The sequence below is a fragment of the Cellulomonas fimi genome (genome assembly GCF_028527925.1).
GTDB classification, from domain to species: domain Bacteria; phylum Actinomycetota; class Actinomycetes; order Actinomycetales; family Cellulomonadaceae; genus Cellulomonas; species Cellulomonas fimi_C.
Genome location: NZ_JAPESW010000013.1, coordinates 49,990 through 72,277 on the forward strand (window position 1 = coordinate 49,990; position 22,288 = coordinate 72,277).

Below are 22,288 nucleotides of genomic sequence, written 5' to 3' on the forward strand. Positions count from 1 at the left end.
GCGCCGCACGGCCCGCACGACCGAACGAGGGGGAGACGTGAGCGTCCCGACCAGCACGACCATCCATCCCGACGACGCCGCCGCGGTGCGGCTCGACCGTGAGCACGTCTTCCACTCCTGGTCCGCGCAGGCGGCCCTCGACCCGCTCGTCCTGTCCGGCGGCTCCGGCTCGCACGTGTGGGACGCGTCGGGCCGCCGCTACCTCGACTTCTCGAGCCAGCTCGTCAACACAAACATCGGGCACCAGCACCCGCGCGTGGTCGAGGCGATCCGCGCGCAGGCGTCCACGCTGACGACGATCGCGCCGTCCACCGCCGCGCTCGTCCGTGGCGAGGCGGCCGAGCGGGTCCTGGCGCACGCGCCCGCGGGCTTCTCCAAGGTCTTCTTCACCAACGGCGGCGCCGACGCGAACGAGAACGCGATCCGCATGGCACGCCTGCACACCGGCCGGGACAAGGTCGTGTCGCACTACCGCTCGTACCACGGCAACACCGGCGCGGCCGTCGTCGCGACGGGCGACTGGCGGCGCGTGCCGAACGAGTACGCGCGCGGTCACGTGCACGTCTTCGGGCCCTACCCGTACCGGTCGGAGTTCTGGTCGACGACCCCCGAGCAGGAGGCCGAGCGCGCGCTGCACCACCTCGAGCGCGTGATCCAGGCGGAGGGGCCGACGTCCGTCGCCGCGATCCTGCTCGAGACGATCCCCGGCACCGCGGGCGTCCTCGTGCCGCCGCCCGGCTACCTGCGGGGTGTCCGCGAGGTCGCCGACCGGTACGGGATCGTGCTGATCCTCGACGAGGTCATGGCCGGCTTCGGCCGGACGGGGCGGTGGCTCGCGCTCGACGGCTTCGACGTCGTGCCCGACCTCGTCACCTTCGCGAAGGGCGTGAACTCCGGGTACGTGCCGGCGGGCGGCGTCATGATCTCCGACCCGATCGCGCGGACCTTCGACGTGCGCGTCTTCCCGGGCGGCCTCACGTACTCGGGCCACCCGCTCGCGATGGCGGCGATCGTCGCGACGCTCGACGCGATGGCCGACGAGGGCGTCGTCGACAACGCGGCCGCCGTCGGGCGCGACCTGATCGGCCCCGGCCTGGCCGCGCTCGCCGCCCGCAACCCGCTCGTCGGCGAGGTCCGGGGGCTCGGCGTCTTCTGGGCGGTCGAGCTCGTCCGTGACCGTGCGACCCGCGAACCCGTCGACACGTCCGTGATGGGCCGGGTCCGGGCGGGCGCGCTGGAGCGCGGCCTGCTGCCGTTCACCGCCGACAACCGCGTGCACGTCGTGCCCCCGTGCATCGTGACGCCCGACGAGGCCGCGCACGGTCTCGAGATCCTCGGCGACGTGCTCGACGCCGTCGCCGCCGACGTGCTGTGATGCGCGACGGCAGCCCCACCGCCACCCGCACCACCGCGAACCATCCCAGGGAGACCCCATGAGCACCGCCCCCGCCCGTCCGCGCCGCGCCGTCGTCACGGGGGCCTCGTCCGGGATCGGCGCCGCGACCGTGCGCCGCCTGCGCGCCGAGGGCTGGGACGTCGTCGCGACGGCACGTCGGGCCGACCGCCTGGAGGCGCTTGCCGCCGAGACGGGCGCCGACGCGTTCGTCGCCGACGTCACGTCCGAGGACGACGTCGCCCGCCTCGCCGCGCACGTCGCCGCGACCGGCGGCGTCGACGCGCTGGTCAACAACGCCGGCGGTGCGCTCGGCCTCGACCCCGTCGAGACCGCCGACCTGGAGCAGTGGCGCACGATGTACGACCTCAACGTCCTCGGCACGCTCCGCGTCACCCAGGCGTTCCTGCCGCTGCTGCGCGAGCGCGAGTCGGGTGACGTCGTCGTGGTCACGTCGACCGCCGCGCACGGCGCCTACGAGGGCGGCGCCGGGTACACGGGTGCCAAGCACGCCGAGCGCATGCTCGCGACGACGCTGCGCTGGGAGATCGTCGGCGAGCCGATCCGCGTGATCGAGATCGCGCCCGGCGCCGTGGCGACTGAGGAGTTCTCGCTCGTGCGGTTCGACGGCGACGAGGCCCGCGCCGCCGCCGTCTACGAGGGGTACCAGCCGCTCGTCGCCGACGACATCGCCGACACGATCACGTGGGCGCTGACCCGCCCGCCGCACGTCAACGTCGACCTCCTCGTCGTCCGCCCCCGCGCGCAGGCGCACAACACCAAGACCGCCCGCACGGGCGTCTGACGACGGTCGCCGCCCTGCCCGTCTCGGGATGCAGGACGGGTGTGGCGCCCCGGGCGGAGGTGGGAGCCGGTTCGTAGGGTGGACGAGTGCCACCGTCCCCGCCGACCACCGCTGGTCGGGCCACCCCCCGCGCGTTGCTCCGACTGCTCACCTGGGCGCGCCCGGCGGTCCCGCGGGTGCTGCTCGGCGGCTGCACCGCCCTCGGGGCGAGCATGCTCGCGCTGGCTGTCCCGCAGGTGCTGCGCGCGATCGTCAACGGGCCGCTGCTGACGGACTCGTCGCGCCGGGGCGTCGTGCTCGGCGCGCTGCTCGTGCTGGGGCTCGGCGTGCTCGAGGCCGTGCTCGTGTGGAGCCGACGCGCGCTGATCCTCACGCCCGGCACGACCGTCGAGCGCGAGATGCGCACGTCGCTGTTCCGCCACCTGCTCGACCTGCCGGTCGCGTTCCACGACCGGTGGTCCGGTGGGCAGCTGCTGTCCCGGGCGATGTCGGACCTCGGCACGATCCGCCGCTGGATGGTCTTCGGGCTGGTCATGCTGATCGTCAGCGCGACGACGCTCGTCGTCGGCGTGGTGCTCATGGTGGCGACGAGCTGGCAGCTCGGGCTCGTCTACCTCGCGGGCGCGATCCCGATGGTGTGGCTGAGCTTCCGGTTCCGCACCGGGTACCGCGACGTCGCGCGGCGCGCCCGCGACCAGGCGGGCGACCTCGCGACGACCGTCGAGGAGTCGGTGCACGGCATCCGCGTGCTCAAGGCGTTCGGCCGGGGCGACGACGCGCTCGACGACTTCGTCCGGCAGGCCGACGAGCTGCGCGAGACCGAGATCCACAAGGCGCGCACGCTGTCGCGCGTGTCCTTCGCGCTCGGGGCGATCCCGGAGGCGGTGCTCGCGGTGTCGCTCGCGGTCGGCGTCACGCTCACGGCCCGAGGGGACATCACCGTCGGCGCGCTCGTCGCGTTCTTCGCCACCGCGGCCGTCGTCAACCAGCCCGTCGAGCGCCTGGGCGCGCTGCTCGCGATGACGCTCGACGCCCGCGCCGCGACCGACCGCTACCTTCAGGTCATCGACACCCCCTCGACGGTCACCGACCCGGCACGGCCGTCCCACCTGCCGCCGCCCAGCCCGCACGGCGCTCGCCTCGTGCTGGACGGCGTGCGGTTCGGGCACGGCGACGGTCCCGACGTCCTCGCAGGTGTCGACCTGGTCGTCGAGCCGGGGGAGACGGTCGCGCTCGTCGGCCTCACCGGAAGCGGCAAGACGACGCTGCTGCAGCTCGTGCCGCGCCTGTTCGACGTGACGGCCGGGCGGGTCACGGTCGACGGCGTCGACGTCCGCGACCTCACGCGCGCCGAGCTGCGTGCGGCCGTCGCGGTCGCGTTCGAGGACCCGATCCTCTTCTCGACGACGGTCCGGGAGAACGTCCTGCTCGGCGTCGGCCCGGCCGACGCGACCGACGAGCGGCTGGCGCGCGCGCTCGACGTCGCCCGCGCGGGCTTCGTGCACGACCTGCCCGACGGCGTCGACACGGTGATCGGCGAGGAGGGCCTGAGCCTGTCCGGCGGCCAGCGGCAGCGGATCTCGCTCGCCCGCGCGATCGCCGTCCGCCCGCGCGTCCTGCTGCTCGACGACCCGCTGTCGGCGCTCGACGTCACCACCGAGGGCGAGGTGACGCGGCGGCTGCGCGCGGAGCTCACGGGGACGACGACGCTCGTCGTCGCGCACCGCTCGTCGACGGTCGCGCTCGCCGACCGCGTCGCGGTGCTCGAGGACGGCCGGATCACGGGCGTCGGCACGCACCGCGACCTGCTGGCGCACCACCCGCACTACCGGTTCGTGCTGACCGCGCTCGCGGCGACCGAGCACGCGGCGGTCGACGACGAGGTGGAGGCGGCCCGATGAGCGCGACCACGCTCGACCACCCGGCCGTCGACGACGCCCGGACACGCTCGCGCGAGGCGCGACGGCGGTCGCTCGTGCTCCTGCGGTCGCTGCTGCACCCGGTGCGGCGGCCGGTGTGGCTCACGGTGGCGCTCGTCGTCGGGTCGCAGGTCGCGGCCGTGTCGGGGCCGGCGCTCGTCGCGTACGGGATCGACCACGCGCTGCCCGCGCTCGTCGACGGCGACGGCGGGCCGGTGCTCGCGGTGGCAGGTGCGTACCTCGTGATCGCCGTGCTGGGCGGCGTCCTCGTCGCCGCCACGGTCCGCGCGTCGGCGCGCGTGTCGCAGGCGATCCTGCTCGACCTGCGTCGCCGCGTCTTCCGGCACACGCAGCGGCTCAGCCTCGAGTTCCACGAGCGGTACACGTCGGGGCGCATCATCAGCCGCCAGACGTCCGACCTCGACGCGGTGCGCGAGCTGCTCGACGGGGGCGTCACGACGCTCGCCGCGGGCGGCCTGTCGATGGTGCTCACGGCGGTGTCGCTCGCGATCCTCGACTGGCGCAGCGGCCTGGTCCTGCTCGTCGCGGTGGTGCCCGGCGTCCTGCTGAGCCGCTGGTTCCAGCGCCGCTCCCAGGCGCAGTACCGGCGCAACCGCACCGCGGCCGCGCGCGTCATCGTGCGGTTCGTCGAGACCATGACGGGCATCCGCGCGGTGCAGGCGTTCCGCCGTGAGCCGCAGGTCCAGGCCGCGTACGACGAGCTGTCCGAGCAGTACCGGGAGTCGAGCGCCGGGTCGATCCGCCTCAACGGCTGGTTCGACTCGGGCCTCGTCCTCATCGGCAACGTCACGGTCGCGACGGTGCTGCTGGTCGGCGGGCTGCGCGCGCTCGAGGGCGACCTCGCGGTCGGCGTGCTCGCCGCGGCGGTGCTGTACGCGCGGCGGTTCTTCAGCCCGTTGCAGCAGATGGCCATGTTCTACAACTCGTTCCAGTCCGCGACGGCGGCGCTCGAGAAGGTCGCCGACCTGCTCGCCGAGGAGCCGTCGGTGCCCGACCCCGAGCGCCCGGTCCGGTTGCCGCACGCGCGCGGTGACGTGCGGTTCGACGGCGTGACGTTCGGCTACGGCGACGGCCCGACGGTCCTGCAGCGGCTCGACCTGCACGTCCCGGCCGGCCAGACGGTCGCGCTCGTCGGGGCGACCGGTGCGGGCAAGTCGACCGTCGCGAAGCTGCTCACGCGCTTCTACGACGTGCGGACCGGCGCGGTGACGATCGACGGGGTCGACGTGCGCGGCCTCGACCCCGTGGACCTGCGACGTGCGGTCGTCATGGTGACCCAGGAGGCGTACCTGTTCTCCGGCTCGGTCGCGGCGAACATCGCGCTCGGGAAGCCCGGCGCCACGCGTGGCGAGGTCGAGGCCGCGGCGCGGGCCGTGGGTGTGCACGACCTCGTCGCGTCCCTGCCCGACGGGTACGACACCGAGGTCGACAAGCGCGGTGTGCGCCTGTCCGCCGGGCAGCGGCAGCTCGTGTCGTTCGCGCGCGCGTTCCTCGCCGACCCCGCGCTTCTCGTGCTCGACGAGGCGACGAGCTCGCTCGACGTGCCCGGTGAGCTGCTCGTGCAGGAAGGGCTCGGGACGCTGCTCGCCGATCGCACGGCCGTCGTCATCGCGCACCGGCTGTCGACCGTGATGGGCGCCGACCGCGTGCTCGTCGTCGAGGACGGGCGCGTCGTCGAGGACGGGTCGCCCGGGGACCTGGTGGCCGGGGGCGGACGCTTCGCCGCGCTGCACGAGGACTGGCAGCGCTCGCTCGACCGCGCGTGACACCCGCCCGCGTCGTCGGCGCGCGGGGGGCCGTCCGACCGTCCTTCACCTGGGACCGGCGGGCAACGTCCCCGCAACGCGGGCGACCTACCCTGACCGCATGGCGACCACCGAGGCAGCACCCGGCCAGGACCTCCCCGCGGACCGGGAGGTGCTCGACTGGGCGCTGTTCGGCGTGGCCGTCCGCGAGCTCGCGCAGGCCGTCGTCGACTCGGGCTTCACGCCCGACCTCGTCGTGTCCGTCGCGCGCGGCGGCCTCCCGCCGGGCGGCGCGATCGCCTACGCGCTCGGCACGAAGTCCGTCGGGACGCTCAACGTCGAGTTCTACACCGGGGTCGACGAGCGGCTCGACGAGCCGCAGGTGCTGCCCCCGCTGCTCGACACCGACGCGCTGCACGGCCTGACCGCGCTCGTCGTCGACGACGTCGCCGACACGGGGGAGACGCTCGCGCTCGTGCAGCGGCTCGTGGCCGGGCACTGCACGGAGGCGCGGACGGCCGTCCTCTACGCGAAGCCCCGGTCGGTCGTCGACCCCGACTACGTGTGGCGGCGCACCGACCGCTGGATCACGTTCCCGTGGTCGGCGGAGCCGCCGGTCACCGCGGCGACCACCTGACGGCGCACTACGCCCCGCCGAGCCCTTCCTCGCGCGCCCGCACGATCGCCGCGGACCGGTCGGGCACCGCGAGCTTGGTGAGCACGTTCGCGACGTGGTTGCGGACGGTCTTCGGGCTGAGCGACAGGCGCTTCGAGATGACCGCATTGTCGAGCCCGGCGGCGACGAGGTCGAGCACCTCGCGCTCGCGGTCGGTGAGCTGCGGGAACGGCACGCGCGTCGCGGTCCGGCCGCCCAGCACGTACGCCATGGCCCGCTGCGCGACGGCGGGGGACAGGATCATCTCCCCGGCGGCGACGGCACGGACGGCCCGCTCGACGGCGTCGGGCGGCGCCGACTTCACGAGGTAGCCGCGCGCGCCGGCACGCACGGACGCGACGACCGCGTCGTCGTCCTCGTGCATCGTGACGACGAGCACCGCGAGCCCGGGACGGTCGCGCAGGAGGTCGCGGGTCAGGTCGACGCCCGAGCCGTCGCCGAGGTCGAGGTCCATGAGCACGACGTCCGCCTCGACGGCACCACCGAACAGCGCGCGTGCCTCGGCGGCGGTCGCGGCCTGAGCGGTGACCTCGATGCCGGGCAACGAGTCGAGCAGCGCGGCCATGCCGATCCGGAAGACGGGGTGGTCGTCGACGAGGACGACGCGGACGGTCACGCGAGCACCCCCGGGGCGGCGCACGCGTCGGACGCCTGCGGCACGAGGGGCACGACAGCCCGCACGCGCACCCCGCCGCGCTCACGGTCGGCCCACTCGACGGTCCCGCCGAGCTCCACGGCACGTTCGCGCATCGACCGCGTGCCCACGCCGGGCGTGCGGGCGGGGTCCAGGCCGTGCCCGTCGTCGTCGCAGGTCACCACGAGCGCCGCCCCGTGCACCGCGGCGGTCACGGCGCACCCGGCGGCACCGCTGTGCCGGGACGCGTTGGTGACGGCCTCGCTCACGATGCCGTACGCCGCGGCGGCGACCCGCGGGTCGAGCCCGTCGAGCGCGTCCGCGTCGACGTCGAGCGTCACGGTGAACCCGGTCGCGGCGGTCCGCCGGGCGAGGTCGTCGAGGGCCGCGGCGAGCCCCTGCTCGTCGAGCACGGGCGGGAGCAGGCTGCGGGACAGGAGCCGGACGTCCTCGACGCGCTGCGTGACCTCGGCCTGCAGCGCGTCGAGCACCGCGGCGGCCGCGGCCGGGTCGCGTTCGAGCGTGTTGCGTGCGCCCTGCAGCCCGAGCCGCAGCCCGGTGAGCCACGGGCCGATACCGTCGTGCAGCTCGCGCCGGATGAGGGTCCGCTCGGCGAGCCGGGCGCGGGTGGCGGCATCGCGGGCGCGCACCAGGTCGGCGGTGCTCTGCGCGAGCGCGACGCCCGCGGCGACGACGGGCGCGAGATGGTCGAGCGCGTCCGTCGAGCGGGCGTCGAGGCGCTCGCCGGGTCGCGCCGTGAGGGCCAGCGCGCCGACGGGGCGCCCGCTGTGCTCGAGCGACCGCTCGACCGGGGGCGAGGTCGCGACACCCCACGTCGCCTCGACGCCCGCACGCGAGCCGCGGACGGTGACCGACTCGAGGCGGAGCGTCTCGCCGAGCGCACCGGCCAGCCCCCGGAGCAGGTCGTCGGCGTCGGTCGCGACCGACAGCTCCCGCCCGACGCGCAGGGCCGCCCGGCCCGGGGTGGCCGCCTCGCCGTAGACGAGCGCGCGCACCCGCCGCCCGAGCCACCCGTGGACGGGCTGGACGGCGGCCGCGACGCCCGCGGCGGCGAGCACCTGCGCGACGACGTTGCTGTCGACGAGCGCACCGACACCGATCAGGACGACCGCGTAGACGACCGCCAGCCCGAGCGTCAGCAGCGCCGCGACGGCCGCGCGGCTCACCGCGAGGTCGATGCCCCACAGCCGGTTGCGCAGCACGGTCGTGAGCAGCGCGACGGGGAACAGGGCCTGGCACGCGAGGTGGACGAGGGGCACCGCGAGCACGATCTCGAACGGCGTGTCGGCGAACGCGAGCGGGACGAACGACAGCGCCATGAGCGCGACGCCCGCCGCGAGCAGGCCGAGCCCGGGGCGCTCCGCGACGGGTCCCCGCACGCGCCGCCACCACGTCGCGACGGCCGTGACCAGGCCGACGAGGACGGCCGCGACGACCGCACCGGTGTTGTCGGTCTGGGGCAGCACCAGCCGCTGGAGCGTGAAGACGGCGGTCGTCGCGGCGCCGAGCACGAGGCCGGCCCGGTCCCACCACGACGGGCGCGTCTCGCGGACGAGCCAGGGCACGACGAGGAACAGGGCCAGCGTGCCGGGCACCCACGCCCAGCTGACGAGCGACGCGACGGCGGGGAGCGGCGGCAGCGTCGGGTGCGCCCCCTGGTAGGCGCCCCAGCCGCTGCCGAGGGTGGCGAGCGCACCGCCGACGCCCGTCACGACGACGAGCCACCCGACGACGTGCGACCGCCGCGCGACGATGACCGCGCCGACCGTCCCGTAGACCAGACCGACCATGACGTCGACGGCCGTGAACAGCAGCTCGGGCGTCGCGGGCTCGCGCGCGCCGACGAGGAGCAGCACGCCCGTGAGCGTGAGGAGGTAGGTCACCAGCGCGAGCCCGACGGCGGTCCGGGGCCGGCCGCCGCGACGCGCGACCACGGCCGTCGTCATGGCGTCACCGTAGGGGCTGCCCCCGGCGGACGGGTACGACCTCGCCCGGGTGAACCGGACGAGGTCGTACCCGTCGTGGTGCGGTGGCACCAGCGCCTCCCGCGGCCGACGTCGCTCAGCGCCGATCGCCGAGCGCGAAGCCGAGCGCGACGACGACGAGCCAGACCGGCCCGACGAACCCGGCGAGGTACTGCAGCGGCGAGATGCCCGTGAGGACGGTGAGCGCGCCGAGGACGACGCTGACCCACCCGATCCACCTCGGAGCGGCGGCGTGCCGCAGCGACGCGACGCCGAGGGCGAGCGCGGACAGGCCCGCGCCGAGCCACAGCCACGGGATGGTCGCGACCCAGTCGGTGTAGAACGCGGCGGACTCGGGGACGACCATCGAGGTGTCCTGGAAGGCGAACGTGAACTGCGTGTCGAGGCCGCTGCCGAGCAGCATCGCGGCCGCGGTGAGCAGCAGCCCCGCGGCGGCGATCCCGCCGTGCAGGGACCCGGCGGGCGCCTGCTGGTCGAGCCGGCGCCGCAGGCCGGCACCGAAGATCGGCAGCAGCACGACGGTGAGCGCGGCGAGCACGTGGAACACGAGGAACGTCGACTGCTTGGTCGCGGCGTCCTCGATCATGGCGACGGGGTCGCCGGCGGTCTTCTCCCAGTCGACGCCCGCGGCGAGCGACGCCTGGATCGCGCCGATCGCGAGGACGCCGGCGGCGACGCCGGTCCACGCCCACGCGCGGCTGGTCGCCGACCCGGGCCGGCGCGTGGTGGCGGCGGGGGACTCGGCGGTGGTGCTGGTCATGCGGGTGCTCCTTCGTCTCGGCCGGCGAGGCGTGCCGGCGACTGACGAGGAGACTCGGCGGGCGGTGCGCCCGGGCACCAGGGCGGGGAGCCCGAGTGCCCGGGCACTTCTCCCGGGCGGCGGTCGCGGTCAGAGGTGACGGGCCGCGTACTCGTGCAGCGCGTCGCGGACGAACGTGGCGCCGTGCTCGCCGCCGTAGTTCTTCGCGAACCGCGGGTCGGCGACGTACATGTCGGCGAGCCCGACGACGTACTCCCGGACGGGCGCGGTGCCGTGCCCGGGCGTGCCGGGGATGCCGCCGAGCCACGCGACGTGGCGCCGCGCGAGCTCCTGCGCCTCGTCGGACACGGGGTCGACGCCGGCCTCGGCCGCGGCGCCCCAGTCGCGACCGAGCTGCGCCGCCTCCTCCTGGAAGTCGCGCTTCTGCTGGTCGGACAGGCCGCGCCACCAGGTGTCACCCTGCGCGTACGCGTCCTTCCCCCAGCGCTCCTCGACCTCGTCCTTGTACTGCGTGTGGTCGAAGCCGTCGAACATCTCGTCGGCCATGATCGGCCCTCCTCCCTGTCGTGCGGTCAGGGTCCGCTCGACGGACGCGGCCTGGCGGGCGAGCCGCTGCTGCTCGTCGCGGAGCCAGGCGAGGTGCCGTCGCAGCGCGACGGTCTCGTCCTGCTCGCGGGCCAGCACCCGGCCGATCTCGGTGAGTCCGAGCCCGAGGTCGCGCAGGAGCAGGATCCGCTGGAGGCGGACGAGGGCGTCCTCGTCGTACCAGCGGTACCCGTTCTCGCCGACCCGGCTGGGCTCGAGCAGCCCGATCTGGTCGTAGTGCCGCAGCGTGCGGCTCGTCGTGCCCGTCAGCCGGGCGACCTCCTGGATCGAGGCCTCCACCGCGTCCTCCCGTGGCGTTCCCTGTGTGGTCCTGATCCACGGTAGGAGTTGACGCAGCGTCAAGGTCAAGCGCGCGAGGTGACCTCGTCGCGGTGGGTCGGGACGAGCCGACGCAGCACCTCGTCGCGCAGCGCCGCGGGGGAGTCCACGACGGCGACGGCGCCCGCCGCCTCGAGCTCGCCCGGGGCCGCGTACCCCCAGGCCACGCCGACGCACGCGACGCCGTGCTCCGCCGCGCCGTGCACGTCGTGCTCGCGGTCGCCGACCATGAGCGTCACCGCCGACTCGGGGCGGTCGGCGAGCGAGTCGAGCGCGCGGGCGATGACGTCGGCCTTGGTCGAGGTCTCGTCGAGCGGGGCACCGAACACGCCGTCGACGAGGTCCGCGAGTCCGAGCCGGTCGCAGATGGGCCGCGCGAACACCTCGGGCTTGGCCGTCGCGACGACGAGCGTCAGCCCGGCGGCGCGCAGGTCCCGCAGCACGTCGACGATCCTGTCGAACACCGTCGCGTCGTACATGCCGATGTCCGCGAACGCGGCCCGGTAGGCGCGCACGACCTCCTCGACGCGGTCCGCGGGCACCCCGTGCGCACGCAGGGAGTCCCAGATCGGCGGGCCGACGAACGAGCGCAGCACGTCGTCGGGCGGGACGGGCAGGCCTACCGCGCGGTAGGCGGCCCGCACCGACGCGGTGATGCCGGGAGCGGAGTCGATCAGGGTGCCGTCGAGGTCGAGGAGGACGAGGGGCATGCACCGATCCTCTCCCAGGCGTCCGAACCCCGCCGGGCCGTCCGTCCCGGGCCGTAGGGTGGCCGCCGTCGGCCTGCCGCGACGAAGGGACGGACATGACCAGCGAGGACGCACCCCGCGTGCGCGTGAACCAGGTCGGCTACCTCACGCACGGACCCAAGAGCGCGACGCTCGTCACGGACGCGGCGGAGCCGGTCGCGTGGCGGCTGCTCGACGACGACGGCGCCGTCGTCGCCGAGGGCGAGTCGGTGCCGCGCGGCCACGACCCGTCGGCGGGTCTCGACGTCCACGTGATCGCGTTCGACGACGTGACGGCGCCCGGGACGGGCAACGTGCTCGAGGCCGACGGCGCGGCGAGCGACCCGTTCGCGATCGGCGCCGACCTGTACGACGACCTGCGCGTCGAGTCGCTCGTCGTCTTCTACGGCCAGCGCAGCGGCATCGCGATCGAGGAGGAGCTGCTCGGCGCGGGGTACGGGCGCGCCGCCGGGCACGTCGACGTCGTCCCCAACCGTGGCGACGGCGCGGTGCCGTGCCTGCCCGCCGGGCACGCCACGACCGCGGCCGGCGTCGACCTCTACGAGGGCTGGACCGGCGACTACACGCTCGACGTGACCGGCGGCTGGTACGACGCGGGCGACCAGGGCAAGTACGTCGTGAACGGCGGCATCGCGGTCGCGCAGCTGCTCGGGCTGTACGAGCGGGCGCTCCGCGCGGGCACGGCCGACGCGCTCGGCGACGGCTCGCTGCGCGTCCCCGAGCGTGGCAACGGGGTCCCCGACGTGCTCGACGAGGCGCGCTGGGAGCTCGAGTGGATGCTCCGCATGGTCGTCCCCGAGGGACAGCCGTACGCCGGGCTCGTGCACCACAAGGTGTCCGACGAGCGCTGGGTGCCGCTCCCGACACTCCCCGCCGACGACCCGCAGCCCCGCTTCCTGCACCGCCCGTCCACGGCCGCGACCCTCAACCTCGCGGCCGTCGCGGCGCAGGGCGCGCGCCTCTTCGCGGACCACGACGCGGCCTTCGCCGAGCGCCTGCTCGACGCGGCACGCGCGGCCTACGACGCCGCCGCGACGCACCCCGTCGTCCTCGCGCCCGACACCAACACGCTCGAGAACGCCGGCAGCGGCCCCTACGACGACCTCGACGTCGACGACGACCGTCTGTGGGCCGCGACCGAGCTCTACCTCACGACGGGCGAGGACCGGTACGCCGTCGACCTGCGCGCCAACCCGTACCGCCTCGGCGGCGAGCGGCCCGCGTTCCAGCCCGAGGGGTTCGACTGGAACCACGTCGCCGCGTGGGCGCGCCTGCAGCTCGCGAGCGTCACGAGCGCGCTGCCGGAGCGCTCGCTCGTGCGCGCGTCCGTCGTGGACGCGGCCGACGCGCTGGTCGAGCAGCAGGCGACGCAGCCGTTCGGCCTCCCGTACGTGCCGACGAACGGCCGCTACGACTGGGGCAGCAACGGTCTCGTGCTCAACAACCTCGCGATCCTCGCGGCGGCGCACGAGATCACGCGCGACGACCGGTACCGCGACGCCGTCCTGCGCGGCGTCGACTACCTCCTCGGCCGCAACGCGCTGGGCGTCTCGTACGTCACCGGATTCGGGACGCGCGACGTCCGGAACCAGCACAGCCGCTGGTACGCGCACGCGCTCGACCCGGACCTGCCGCCCCCGCCGCGCGGGACCGTCTCGGGCGGGCCCAACTCCGACTGCCCCGACCCGGTGTCGGCGGCGCTCGCGGGCAGCCCCGCGCAGCAGTGCTTCGTCGACGACGTGCACGCGTACGGCGTCAACGAGATGACGATCAACTGGAACTCCGCGCTCGCGTGGGTCGCGTCGTACCTCGCGGGCCTGGGCGACGGCCGCGGGCGCGACGCCGAGGCGACGGTGGCCGACGCGCCCGTCGAGGACCCTGTCGGCGCCGACGGCTGACGCGCTCCGCGAGACGACCTCCGGTCGACACCAGACGGCTCCCGATCACTACAACGATGTACAGGATTCCCACAACGTTGTAGATTCCGGACGAGGCGCTTCCGCGCGGCACCGCCGCCCACCAGCGCCCTGTCCTGCGTCCGACGTCGCACCAGGAGTACCGATGGCCCGTCGCCCCGTGCGTGCCGCCCTCACGGCCGCCGCCCTCACCCTCGCGCTCGGCGTCACGAGCGCCCCCGCCGCCCAGGCGCACCGCCGCGCAGCCGAACCGCCACCGCCGACGTTCCAGGACGTCTCCGTGCACGACCCGTCGGTCGTCACGTCGGACGACGAGATCTGGGTGTTCGGCAGCCACCTCGCCGCCGCGAAGACCGACGACCTGCTCCACTGGGAGAAGGTCGCCGACGGCGCGAACGCCGACAACCCGCTGTTCGACGACGTCCGCGCCAACCTCGCGGAGACGTTCGCGTGGGCGCAGACCGACACCCTCTGGGCGGCCGACGTCATCCAGCTGCCCGACGGCCGCTACGCGATGTACTACAACGCCTGCAAGGGCGACTCGCCGCGCTCGGCGATGGGGATCGCGGTGAGCGACGACGTCGACGGCCCGTACGTCGACCAGGGCATCTTCCTGAGGTCGGGGATGTGGGACCAGCCGTCCGACGCGGTCGACGGCGCGATCTACGACGCCCGCGTGCACCCCAACACGGTCGACCCGGACGCGTTCGTCGACGCCCAGGGGACGTGGTGGCTCGTCTACGGCTCGTACTCGGGCGGCATCTTCATCCTCGAGCTCGACCCCTCGACCGGGAAGCCGGTCGACGGCCAGGGCTACGGCAAGCACCTCGTCGGCGGGAACCACAGCCGCATCGAGGGTCCGACCGTCATGTACGACCCGAGGACGCGCTACTACTACCTCTTCCTGTCGTTCGGCGGCCTCGACGCGAACGGCGCGTACAACGTCCGCGTCGCTCGCTCCACGAGCCCCGACGGCCCGTACCTCGACGCCGCCGGGAACGACATGGCGCAGGTCAAGTCCGACCCGACCAAGCCGCTGTTCGACGACGCGTCGATCGAGCCGTTCGGCACCAAGATCCTCGGCAACCACCTGTTCGCGCGCGAGGTCGGCGACCCCGGCGAGGGTCCCGGCACGGGCTACCTGTCGCCCGGGCACAACAGCTGGTACCGCGACCCGGAGACGGGCGAGACGTTCCTCGTCTTCCACGCGCGGTTCCCGGGCCGGGGCGAGCAGCACGAGGTCCGCGTGCACGAGATGTGGATGAACACCCAGGGCTGGCCCGTGCTCGACCCGTACCGCTACGCGGGCGGCGACGACCGGCGCGTCGAGCGCAAGGACGTCGCGGGGGAGTACGCGCTCGTGACGCACGACAAGGCGCTCACGGCCGACCAGCGCAGCGCGACACCTGTCACGCTGACGGCCAACGGCAAGGTCACCGGTTCGCTGACCGGGAAGTGGTCGCTGACGGGCAAGAACCAGGCGCGCATCGACGCGGGCGGCACGCGCTACGACGGCGTGTTCACGCGCTCGTGGCAGCCGGACCAGGCCCGCTGGGTCGTCACGTTCAGCGTCCTGTCCCGCGACGGCGTCACGCTCTGGGGAAGCGCGGTCCCGTCGCTCACCGCGAAGCAGGCGGTCGACGCGGTCGTCGCCGACCTCGACCTCGGTGACACGTCCGGCGTCGTCGCGGACCTCACGCTGCCGACCACCGGCACGCACGGCACCACCATCACGTGGTCGTCCTCCGACCCGGCCGTCGTCTCGGCGACCGGTGATGTGACCCGTCCCGAGGCGGGCGCGGGCGACCAGCACGCCACGCTCACGGCGACGGTCCGCAACGGCACGGTCGTGAGGACGGCGACCTTCGACGTCACGGTCCTGCAGCGCGTCACGGGCGGCGTCGTCGGCTCGTGGTCCTTCGAGGGCGACCTCGCCGACGCCACGGGCACGCACACCCCGGCCGCGACGACCGGTCCGCGGGTCGACCAGGCTGGCGGCCAGGTCACGTACGTCGCCGACGGCGCGCGCGGCCAGGCGGCCCACCTCGACGGCTCGACCGGCGTCCGGCTGCCCGACGGCCTCGTCTCCGGCTCGACGTGGTCGGCGTCGATGTGGCTGCGCCCGCAGGCGCTCACGACGTACACCACCGCGTTCTTCGCGGCGCGCGACGTCGACAGCTGGGTCAGCGTCGTCCCGCGCGGCCACGACGGCGTCGGCGGCTCGACGATGGTCTGGTCGGGCACGCAGTGGTACGACGCGGGCACGGGCACGCAGATCCCGGTCGGCGAGTGGAGCCACGTGGCCGTCACGGTCGACGGCGGCGACGTGGTCGTCTACGTCGACGGCGAGGCGCGCTACACGGGCACCGGCTTCCCCGACGTGCTCACGACGACGACCGGCACGTTCGCGCTCGGCGTCAACTGGTGGGACACGCCGTTCGAGGGCGACGTCGACGAGGTGTCCGTCTGGAGCTCCGCGCTCACCCCGACGGAGGTCGCCGCGCTCGCGACGCGCTGACCTCGACGCGGCCCGGTCGTCACGGCTCCTCCCGTGGCGACCGGGCCGCGGCCTGCACGGACGCATTCGCGGTGGCGGACCTGCCGGGACGGGTCGGTAGACTCACCCGCACAGGCGTCGACCCGGCCATCACCGGCGAGCCTCCGGAAGAACAGGCGCGGACCCGTCAGGGGTGCGAGCCCCAGTAGAACCGGACGGGGCAGGCCCGTCACAGCCGCAGCAGAGAGGTCGACGACCCCGCGAGGGGGAGCCGGCAAGCGAGGTGGTACCGCGGTCGTCCCCGCACCCGGGGGTGGTCGTCCTCGCGGCCGTGAGCGAGATCGACCAGGAGACCCGACGGTGACCACCGCACCGCGCTACCCGCTGCACCGCCCCGACCAGCCCGTGCCCGCGTCGCCGGACCTGCCGGGCCTCGAGCGCGACGTCCTCGCGCACTGGGACGCCGACGGGACGTTCCAGGCGTCGATCGACCAGCGCGACGCGGGGCAGGACGGGAGCAACGAGTTCGTCTTCTACGACGGACCGCCGTTCGCGAACGGCCTGCCGCACTACGGCCACCTGCTGACCGGCTACGCGAAGGACGTCGTCCCGCGCTTCCAGACGATGAAGGGCCGCCGCGTCGAGCGCCGGTTCGGCTGGGACACGCACGGCCTGCCCGCGGAGCTCGAGGCGCAGCGGCTGCTCGGCATCACGGAGAAGGCGCAGATCGACGAGCTCGGCATCGCGACGTTCAACCGGGCGTGCCGCGAGTCCGTGCTCAAGTACACGGGCGAGTGGCGCGAGTACGTGACGCGGCAGGCGCGCTGGGTGGACTTCGACCACGACTACAAGACGCTCGACGTCACCTTCATGGAGTCGGTGATCTGGGCGTTCAAGCAGCTCTACGACAAGGGCCTCGCCTACGAGGGCTACCGCGTCCTGCCGTACTGCTGGGTCGACGAGACGCCGCTGTCGAACCACGAGCTGCGCATGGACGACGACGTCTACGCGTCGCGCCAGGACCCCGCGCTGACCGTCGGCCTCCGCCTTGAGACCGGTGAGCTGCTGCTGGTCTGGACGACGACGCCGTGGACGCTCCCGAGCAACCTCGCGGTCGCCGTCGGCCCGGACGTCGACTACGTCGTCGTCGAGCCCGCCGCGGACTCGTCGTTCGCGCAGGCCCACCCGGGGGAGCGCGTCGTGCTGGCCGCCGCGCGGCTCGCCGCGTACGCCCGCGAGCTCGGCGAGGCGACCGTGGTCGAGACGGTCGCCGGGACGGACCTCGTCGGCCGCGCCTACACGCCGCCCTTCGACTACTTCGCGGGCCACGAGCACGCCCACCGGGTGCTCGCGGCGGACTTCGTCACGACCGAGGACGGCACGGGCGTCGTGCACCTCGCGCCCGCGTTCGGCGAGGACGACATGGTCGCGTGCGACGCCGCGGGCATCGCGCCGGTCGTGCCGGTCGACGCGCGTGGCCGGTTCACGGCCGAGGTCGGCGACTACGCCGGCCAGCAGGTGTTCGAGGCGAACAAGCCGATCATCGCGGACCTCAAGGCGGGCTCGGGTCCGCTCGCGCGGGTCGACGCGGCGCAGCGGTCCGTCGTCGTGCGCCACGAGACCTACGACCACTCCTACCCGCACTGCTGGCGCTGCCGGAACCCGCTGATCTACAAGGCCGTGTCCTCGTGGTTCGTGCGCGTCACCGAGTTCCGCGACCGCATGGTCGAGCTCAACCAGGAGATCACCTGGACGCCCGAGCACATCAAGGACGGCCAGTTCGGCAAGTGGCTGAGCAACGCGCGCGACTGGTCGATCAGCCGCAACCGCTACTGGGGCACGCCGATCCCGGTGTGGGTGTCGGACGACCCGCTGCACCCGCGCGTCGACGTGTACGGCTCGCTCGCCGAGCTCGAGGCCGACTTCGGCCGCCTGCCGGTGAACGAGGCGGGCGAGCCGGACCTGCACCGGCCGTTCATCGACGACCTCACGCGCCCGAACCCGGACGACCCGACCGGGCGCTCGACGATGCGCCGCATCCCCGACGTCCTCGACGTGTGGTTCGACTCGGGCGCGATGCCGTTCGCGCAGGTCCACTACCCGTTCGAGAACGCCGACTGGTTCGAGCACCACTACCCGGGCGACTTCATCGTCGAGTACATCGGGCAGACGCGCGGCTGGTTCTACACGCTGCACGTGCTCGCGACGGCGATCTTCGACCGCCCGGCGTTCCGCAACGTCATGTGCCACGGGATCGTGCTCGGCGACGACGGCCGCAAGGCGTCGAAGTCGCTGCGCAACTTCCCGGACCCCGTCGTCATGTGGGACAAGTACGGCTCCGACGCCGTGCGGTGGTCTCTCATGTCGAGCCCGATCCTGCGCGGCGGGAACCTCGTCGTCACGGAGGAGGGCATCCGCGACGGCGTGCGCCAGGTCCTGCTGCCGCTCTGGAGCACGTACTACTTCTTCACGCTGTACGCGGGCGCCGTGCGCGGCGGTGCGGGCCTCACCGCGAAGCGGGTGGACGAGGAGAGCGTCGCGGGGCTGGCGACGATGGACCGGTACGTGCTCGCGCGCACGCGCTGGCTCGTCGACGACGTCACGCGCGACCTCGACGCCTACGACATCGCGGAGGCGTGCGAGGCGGTCCGCGACCACCTCGACCTCGTGACCAACTGGTACGTGCGCACGCAGCGCGACCGGTTCTGGGACGAGGACCAGGCGGCGTTCGACACGCTGTGGACGGTGCTCGAGGTGCTCACGCGCCTCATGGCGCCGCTCGCGCCGCTCGTCACGGAGGAGATCTGGCGCGGGCTGACCGGCGGCCGCAGCGTGCACCTCACCGACTGGCCGACGGCCGCCGACGTGCCCGCGACGGACGCGGGCGTCGACTTCACGGAGGCCGAGCTCGTCGCCGCGATGGACCGCGTCCGCGAGGTCGTGTCCACGACGCACGCGCTGCGCAAGGCGCGGCAGATCCGCGTGCGTCAGCCGCTGCGCGCCCTGCGCGTCGTCGTCCCGCACCCGGAGTGGTTCGGCCCGTTCGTCGACCTGATCGCGTCCGAGGTGAACGTCCGCGAGGTCCGGCTGCTGGGCCTGGACGACGCCGACGCGGCCGACCTGGGCGTGAGCGCGCAGCTCGCGGTGAACGCCCGTGCAGCGGGACCGCGGCTGGGGCGCTCGGTGCAGTCCGTCATCAAGGCGGCGAAGGCCGGTGCGTGGGAGCAGACGCCCGACGGCGTCGTCGTGCGCACCGACGACGGCGAGGTCGCGCTCCAGGAGCACGAGTACACGGTGTCGACGGTCGTGGAGCAGCGCGACGGTGCCGACCTGGCCGCCGCGGTGCTGTCGACCGACGGGTTCGCCGTGCTCGACTGCGCGCTCGACGACGAGCTCCTCGCCGAGGGGTACGCGCGTGACGTCGTGCGGCAGGTGCAGGACGCCCGCAAGGCCGCCGGCCTCAACGTCGGGGACCGCATCCTGCTCACGCTCGACGTGCCCCGCGACCACGTGGCCGACGTCGAGACGCATCGCGACACCATCGCGCACGAGACGCTCGCGGTGGGCGTCACCGTGAACCCCTCGGCCGGCGATGCGGTCGAGGTCCACGTCGAGGCCGTCGAGGCGGGCGGGTACGAGGCATGAGCAAGCAGGGATCCGAGCACCAGCGGGCCGAGCAGGCGCGGGCCGCGCGGGAGGCCGCCGACGAGGTCTACCGCGCGATCCTCGCGCGCGCGCCCGAGCACGACATCGACCCGACGCTCGACCGCGTGCGCGCGGTGTGCGAGCTGCTGGGCGACCCGCAGCGCGCGTACCGGACCATCCACCTCACGGGCACGAACGGCAAGACGTCGACGAGCCGGATGGTCGAGCGGCTGCTGCGCGAGCACGGCCTGCGCACCGGACGGTTCACGAGCCCGCACCTGACGCGCGTGACCGAGCGCATCGCGATCGACGGTGAGCCGATCAGCGACGAGCGGTTCGTCGAGGTGTGGCAGGACGTCGCGCCGTACGTGCACCTCGTCGACCAGCGGTCGGCCGAGAAGGGCGAGCCGCGGCTGTCCTTCTTCGAGGTGTTCACGGTCATGGCGTTCGCGGCCTTCGCGGACGCGCCCGTGGACGTCGCGGTGATCGAGGTCGGCCTGGGCGGCCGGTGGGACGCGACCAACGTCGTCGACGGCGAGGTCGCGGTCATCACCCCGATCGCGATGGACCACGAGCGCTACCTGGGCGACACGCTCGTCGAGATCGCGTCGGAGAAGTCGGGGATCGTCAAGGACGGTGCGACGCTCGTCCTCGCCGAGCAGGCCGAGGACGTCGAGGGCGTGGTGCTCGCGGCGGCGGCCGAGCACGGGGCGCGCGTCGTGCGCGAGGGCGTCGAGATCGCGGTCGTCGACCGGCAGGTCGCGGTCGGCGGGCAGCTCCTCACGCTGCGCGGGCTCGGGGGCGTGTACTCCGAGGTGTTCCTGCCGCTGCACGGGGCCTTCCAGGCGCACAACGCGCTGCTCGCGCTCGTCGCGGTCGAGGCGTTCCTCACGGGCGGTGCGGCGCTCGACGGCGACGTCGTCGGGGCCGCGTTCGCCGACGTCACGTCGCCGGGCCGCCTCGAGGTCGTGCGGTCGAGCCCGACCGTGATCGTCGACGGCGCGCACAACCCCGCGGGGGTGGAGGCGCTCGTCGCGTCGCTGGAGGAGGCGTTCGCGTTCCAGCGCGTGGTGGGCGTCGTCGGTGTCATGGCGGACAAGGACCCGGAGGGCATCCTGTCGGTCCTCGAGCCGGTGCTCGCGGAGGTCGTCGTGACGCGTGCCCCGACGGCACGCGCGCTCGACGCGCAGGACCTCGCCGAGGTCGCGATCGACGTGTTCGGCGAGGACCGCGTGCACGTCGTCGAGCGGCTCGACGAGGCCGTCGACGTGGCGGCGTCGCTCGCGGAGAGCGAGGTCGAGCGGGGGGCCGCGGTGCTCGTCACCGGCTCGATCGTGCTCGTCGCGGAGGCCCGCATCCTCCTCGGCCGCCCCTGACGACGCGGTGCACCCGATCCGCCACCCGTCCGGGTGACGCCGCGCCCCCGGTTGCACGAACGTGCACCGGGGGCGCACGTCGTCGCCTTGATTGTTCGGCGAGGTCGCGGAGAAGGTGGGGGTGGTCGGGACGACGAGGCCCCGACCGCACCTGACGTGGGCGGTCGTGCCCGTGTCGACGGGAGGACGGACAGCGTGAAGAAGCTCATCAACGACCCCCAGGACGTCGTCGCCGAGTCGCTCGAAGGCTTCGCGGCCGCGCACCCGGACCTCGTCGAGGTGCACCTCGACCCGCCGTACGTGGTGCGCGCCGGCGGTGCGCGGCAGGGCAAGGTCGGCCTCGTGAGCGGTGGCGGCAGCGGGCACGAGCCGCTGCACGCGGGGTTCGTCGGCGTCGGCATGCTCGACGCGGCCGTGCCGGGCGCGGTGTTCACGTCCCCGACGCCCGACCAGATCGCGCCCGCGATCCAGGCGGCCGACGGCGGCGCGGGCGTGCTCGCCATCGTGAAGAACTACACGGGCGACGTGCTCAACTTCGAGACCGGCGCGGAGCTCGCCGAGGCCGAGGGCGTGACCGTGCGTTCCGTCGTCGTCAACGACGACGTGGCCGTCGAGGACTCGCTCTACACCGCCGGGCGCCGCGGCGTCGCCGGGACCGTCTGCGTCGAGAAGATCGCCGGGGCGGCCGCCGAGCGCGGCGACGACCTCGACGCGGTCGCGGCCGTGGCCGAACGCGTCATCGCCAACGTGCGGTCCATGGGCGTCGCGCTCACCGCCTGCACCGTCCCGCACGCCGGCAAGCCGAGCTTCGACCTGCCCGAGGACGAGATCGAGATCGGCATCGGCATCCACGGCGAGCCCGGCCGACGGCGCATCCCGCTCGCAGGCGCGGACGAGATCACCGAGATGCTCCTGACGCCCGTCGTCGACGACCTCGGTCTGTCGGGCGGCGAGCAGGTGCTGCTGTTCGTGAACGGCATGGGAGGCACGCCCGCCTCCGAGCTGTACGTCGTCTATCGTCGGGCACGCGCGTTGCTCTCCGAGCGCGGGGTCGAGGTCACTCGCTCGCTCGTCGGCAACTACGTGACATCACTGGAGATGCAGGGCGCGTCGGTCACCGTGCTGCGGCTGGACGCCGAGCTGACCGCCCTGTGGGACGCCCCCGTGCACACGACCGCTCTGCGGTGGTGAGCGTCCGGGGCGTCCGCGGCCGAGGGGACGG

15 protein-coding genes are annotated in these 22,288 nt (G+C 74.2%); 10 read left to right on the plus strand and 5 right to left on the minus strand.

Going from position 1 to position 22,288, the window contains the following annotated elements:
• Positions 1–37: 37 nt before the first annotated feature.
• From OMK64_RS08335 to OMK64_RS08355, 5 genes are all read left to right on the plus strand, one after another.
• Positions 38–1,375 (plus strand): aspartate aminotransferase family protein, encoded by a 1,338-nt coding sequence (locus OMK64_RS08335; protein ID WP_272727615.1) that lies wholly within the window; start codon positions 38–40, stop codon positions 1,373–1,375.
• Between the two features lie 58 nt (positions 1,376–1,433).
• Entirely contained in the window at positions 1,434–2,198 is a 765-nt protein-coding gene (locus tag OMK64_RS08340; RefSeq protein ID WP_272727616.1) for an SDR family oxidoreductase, read from the plus strand.
• A gap of 134 nt (positions 2,199–2,332) precedes the next feature.
• Positions 2,333–4,099: an ABC transporter ATP-binding protein gene (locus tag OMK64_RS08345; RefSeq protein WP_272727617.1), complete on the plus strand. Its 1,767-nt coding sequence runs from the start codon at positions 2,333–2,335 to the stop codon at positions 4,097–4,099.
• Positions 4,096–5,904 carry an ABC transporter ATP-binding protein gene (locus tag OMK64_RS08350; protein WP_272727618.1) on the plus strand — a complete coding sequence of 603 codons (1,809 nt, stop codon included), beginning with the start codon at positions 4,096–4,098 and terminating at the stop codon, positions 5,902–5,904. Before OMK64_RS08345 ends, OMK64_RS08350 begins: the two co-directional genes overlap by 4 nt.
• A 100-nt stretch (positions 5,905–6,004) precedes the next feature.
• Positions 6,005–6,520, plus strand: a complete 516-nt coding sequence (locus OMK64_RS08355) for a phosphoribosyltransferase (protein ID WP_272727619.1) — start codon at positions 6,005–6,007, stop codon at positions 6,518–6,520.
• Positions 6,521–6,527: 7 nt separating this feature from the next.
• Here the strand turns inward: OMK64_RS08355 and OMK64_RS21075 are convergent, their stop codons facing one another.
• The 5 genes from OMK64_RS21075 to OMK64_RS08380 all read right to left on the minus strand — a co-directional run bounded on the left by OMK64_RS21075 (position 6,528) and on the right by OMK64_RS08380 (position 11,593).
• The gene (locus OMK64_RS21075) at positions 6,528–7,175 is read right to left on the minus strand and encodes a response regulator (protein WP_272727620.1); all 648 of its coding nucleotides are present in this window, start codon (positions 7,173–7,175) and stop codon (positions 6,528–6,530) included.
• Positions 7,172–9,160 carry a sensor histidine kinase gene (locus tag OMK64_RS08365; RefSeq protein ID WP_272727621.1) on the minus strand — a complete coding sequence of 663 codons (1,989 nt, stop codon included), beginning with the start codon at positions 9,158–9,160 and terminating at the stop codon, positions 7,172–7,174. The genes OMK64_RS21075 and OMK64_RS08365 overlap by 4 nt, the downstream gene beginning before the upstream one ends.
• A gap of 115 nt (positions 9,161–9,275) precedes the next feature.
• A complete protein-coding gene (locus OMK64_RS08370) occupies positions 9,276–9,959 on the minus strand; it encodes a hypothetical protein (protein ID WP_272727622.1) in 684 nt (227 codons plus the stop codon).
• Positions 9,960–10,088: 129 nt separating this feature from the next.
• Positions 10,089–10,844, minus strand: a complete 756-nt coding sequence (locus OMK64_RS08375; RefSeq protein WP_272727623.1) for a MerR family transcriptional regulator — start codon at positions 10,842–10,844, stop codon at positions 10,089–10,091.
• Positions 10,845–10,909: 65 nt separating this feature from the next.
• Entirely contained in the window at positions 10,910–11,593 is a 684-nt protein-coding gene (locus tag OMK64_RS08380) for an HAD hydrolase-like protein (protein ID WP_272727624.1), read from the minus strand.
• A 95-nt stretch (positions 11,594–11,688) separates the two neighbouring features.
• On the opposite strand from OMK64_RS08380, the gene OMK64_RS08385 reads away from it, so the two are divergent.
• The 5 genes from OMK64_RS08385 to dhaK all read left to right on the plus strand — a co-directional run bounded on the left by OMK64_RS08385 (position 11,689) and on the right by dhaK (position 22,257).
• Complete coding sequence (locus tag OMK64_RS08385; RefSeq protein WP_272727625.1) at positions 11,689–13,530, plus strand: glycoside hydrolase family 9 protein; 1,842 nt, start codon at positions 11,689–11,691, stop codon at positions 13,528–13,530.
• 163 nt (positions 13,531–13,693) lie between these two features.
• Positions 13,694–16,066 carry a LamG-like jellyroll fold domain-containing protein gene (locus OMK64_RS08390; protein WP_272727626.1) on the plus strand — a complete coding sequence of 791 codons (2,373 nt, stop codon included), beginning with the start codon at positions 13,694–13,696 and terminating at the stop codon, positions 16,064–16,066.
• Between the two features lie 339 nt (positions 16,067–16,405).
• Entirely contained in the window at positions 16,406–19,690 is a 3,285-nt protein-coding gene (ileS, locus tag OMK64_RS08395) for an isoleucine--tRNA ligase (protein ID WP_272727627.1), read from the plus strand.
• Positions 19,687–21,066 carry a bifunctional folylpolyglutamate synthase/dihydrofolate synthase gene (locus OMK64_RS08400; RefSeq protein ID WP_272727628.1) on the plus strand — a complete coding sequence of 460 codons (1,380 nt, stop codon included), beginning with the start codon at positions 19,687–19,689 and terminating at the stop codon, positions 21,064–21,066. The genes ileS and OMK64_RS08400 overlap by 4 nt, the downstream gene beginning before the upstream one ends.
• A 195-nt stretch (positions 21,067–21,261) precedes the next feature.
• The gene (gene dhaK / locus OMK64_RS08405) at positions 21,262–22,257 is read left to right on the plus strand and encodes a dihydroxyacetone kinase subunit DhaK (protein WP_272727629.1); all 996 of its coding nucleotides are present in this window, start codon (positions 21,262–21,264) and stop codon (positions 22,255–22,257) included.
• The last annotated feature ends 31 nt before the right edge of the window (positions 22,258–22,288 follow it).

Excerpts from the sequence above, each read along its gene's own strand:
- OMK64_RS08340 (WP_272727616.1), top strand. The coding sequence starts at position 1,434 with ATGAGCACCGCCCCCGCCCGTCCGCGCCGCGCCGTCGTCACGGGGGCC.
- OMK64_RS08350 (WP_272727618.1), top strand. The coding sequence starts at position 4,096 with ATGAGCGCGACCACGCTCGACCACCCGGCCGTCGACGACGCCCGGACA.
- OMK64_RS08355 (WP_272727619.1), top strand. The coding sequence starts at position 6,005 with ATGGCGACCACCGAGGCAGCACCCGGCCAGGACCTCCCCGCGGACCGG.
- OMK64_RS08365 (WP_272727621.1), bottom strand. The coding sequence starts at position 9,160 with ATGACGACGGCCGTGGTCGCGCGTCGCGGCGGCCGGCCCCGGACCGCC.
- OMK64_RS08370 (WP_272727622.1), bottom strand. The coding sequence starts at position 9,959 with ATGACCAGCACCACCGCCGAGTCCCCCGCCGCCACCACGCGCCGGCCC.
- OMK64_RS08380 (WP_272727624.1), bottom strand. The coding sequence starts at position 11,593 with ATGCCCCTCGTCCTCCTCGACCTCGACGGCACCCTGATCGACTCCGCT.
- OMK64_RS08385 (WP_272727625.1), top strand. The coding sequence starts at position 11,689 with ATGACCAGCGAGGACGCACCCCGCGTGCGCGTGAACCAGGTCGGCTAC.
- OMK64_RS08390 (WP_272727626.1), top strand. The coding sequence starts at position 13,694 with ATGGCCCGTCGCCCCGTGCGTGCCGCCCTCACGGCCGCCGCCCTCACC.
- OMK64_RS08400 (WP_272727628.1), top strand. The coding sequence starts at position 19,687 with ATGAGCAAGCAGGGATCCGAGCACCAGCGGGCCGAGCAGGCGCGGGCC.